This is a genomic window from Thalassobacillus devorans MSP14 (genome assembly GCF_000496835.1).
GTDB lineage: Bacteria > Bacillota > Bacilli > Bacillales > Halobacillaceae > Thalassobacillus > Thalassobacillus devorans_B.
Genome location: NZ_AWXW01000032.1, coordinates 1 through 2,007, shown reverse-complemented (window position 1 = coordinate 2,007; position 2,007 = coordinate 1). Strand labels below are relative to the sequence as shown.

Here is a 2,007-nt window from a genome sequence, read left to right as displayed (position 1 = left end):
TTCCATAAAAGCCTAGTGGTATAATGTCAACTGTAAATTGCTATCGAATTGGAAATTATTTTGCTAGGTACGCAAGAAGTATCTAAAAAACACATCACTAAAGAAGCTTCCTTCCATCTGTTAAAAAAAGGAAGTGGATGAACCCGTGGATGGCTCTCTTAAATTAAGAGTTCCTCCTTTCGGGTGGAAGATAGAGTTGGTTGGTTTTACGTAGCGAGTAAACCAACCGGACCAATTTTCTTGCGGTTAAGACGAGGGCTCGTTTGTGTTGGTGCTTGGGAACTTCATGAAACTTCTTCTGATAGAAGGCACGATACTCCGAATCATGCTTTCGGATCGTATCGGCAGCCTGAATCAGATAGTATCGCAGATACTTATTTCCGGTTCGCATGCGAGAAGTGCTTTCCGACTCATACTCACCTGATTGATGTTGATTCCATACCAACCCTGCATATTTGGCGAGGGCATGGTGATCTTTGAATCGCTGAATATCTCCTATTTCTGCGATTAGACCAGCGGAATATACAGGACCAATACCTTTGATAGAGGTCAACGTTTCCGGAATGGCTTTGATCACTTTTTGTATCTCTTTATCCAAACGTTTCACTTGGGAAGTCAAGTGTTGAATCGTACTGGCCATGATACTTAGTGAAACATTCACGGCGTCTTCCATGTTCGGATGGAGACGGAAGGAATCACGAGCGATCTTTTTAAGAAATTTGGCAGCTTCTTCAGGTTCTCGGAATTGATTGTTCCCCTTCTCCTGAATGAAATGCATGAGTTCTTCAAGCGACATTTGAGCGATGACCTCCGGTTCGAGTTCTTGAATCACCGCCATACTGGTAACGCCAAAAGTATTGGAAAACGGGGACTCTTGCGTGATCCCGCTAAACTTTAAGAAGACCTGATTCATGATATAGGTCTTATGGCGAGCGATATCTTTAACGAGATGAAATCGTGTCCTCGTTAATCGCTGGAGCGCTTCATACTGAGCAACTTCTTTCATGGCATGGGGTAGACGTCCGAATCGCAAGTGGTCCGCGATGACCCAGGCATCAATTCGGTCGTTCTTGGGCAGCGTATCATAGCCCTTTTTGAAACGACTGACTTTTCGCGCGTTAAGAACGTAAATAGCTGGAGAAAAGGATTCATCGTCAGATGAACACAAGTGGTCATGAAGGAAATGGGCGAGATGCCAACCGTAATTGGATGTGGCTTCGAGCCCAACCTTCACATCCTTCACCTTTGCCTTTTCTCGATAGGTCATGACTTTCTGAAGCAAGAGTCTCGCCCCTTCTTGATTATTGGGAATCGAGAATTCTTGGAGCGAAGCTCCATCCTCTTTCATGAAATGGACATGATGAGATTTTAAGCTTACGTCTATACCGACAAGCAATTGAGACATACCAATCACCTCCTCATTATCAGTAATCAAGGTTCTTTCAGACCTGGGTGCCCACCGGAATCATCGACGTCTTCCTCGTCATCAGCACTCGCTATCGAAGAAGTCCATTCATCGCTACATTCCTTCTTCGATACGGCGCAACTAGTGGTTAGACCTTTCGTGATGAACGATGGGTAGCAGGCTTTTTAAGCAGTCCGTAATGGCCGCAAGGGAGCTTAGCTATCTCCTGAAAAAAACTTGTCCCCTTAATTGTCCGGCAGGCAGGTCTGAAAAGCTAGGAAAAATAAATGCCGGAGGTAACCCATGGATCATCACCCATCCTCCGACATTTCTCTATATGAAGTTTTAGGCATGATTAATAAGCTGGAGGAAGGCCACTTCCTCCAAGAGAAGCATTAAGATTCATTAAAGTAGAGAGGCTTCGCTTCCTCATTCACGAGGGCAAACAGCCAAAATCATATCGGATGTGAATGAGGAAGCGAATGCCAACTCAGGGTCCCGATATACATCCATGGATCAAACATACAAAGAGGCTTTCTGGGATCCGGATCCAACTGGAAATTCCTCTAGGAAGAGCTCTTATAAGTATTATACGAGGGAGC

1 protein-coding gene is annotated in these 2,007 nt (G+C 44.7%); it reads right to left on the bottom strand.

Annotation, left to right across the window (positions count from 1 at the left end):
- Nucleotides 1-163 precede the first annotated feature (163 nt).
- Nucleotides 164-1,405 (bottom strand): IS110 family transposase, encoded by a 1,242-nt coding sequence (locus P855_RS0100680; protein ID WP_028781806.1) that lies wholly within the window; start codon nt 1,403-1,405, stop codon nt 164-166.
- Between the last annotated feature and the right edge of the window lie 602 nt (nt 1,406-2,007).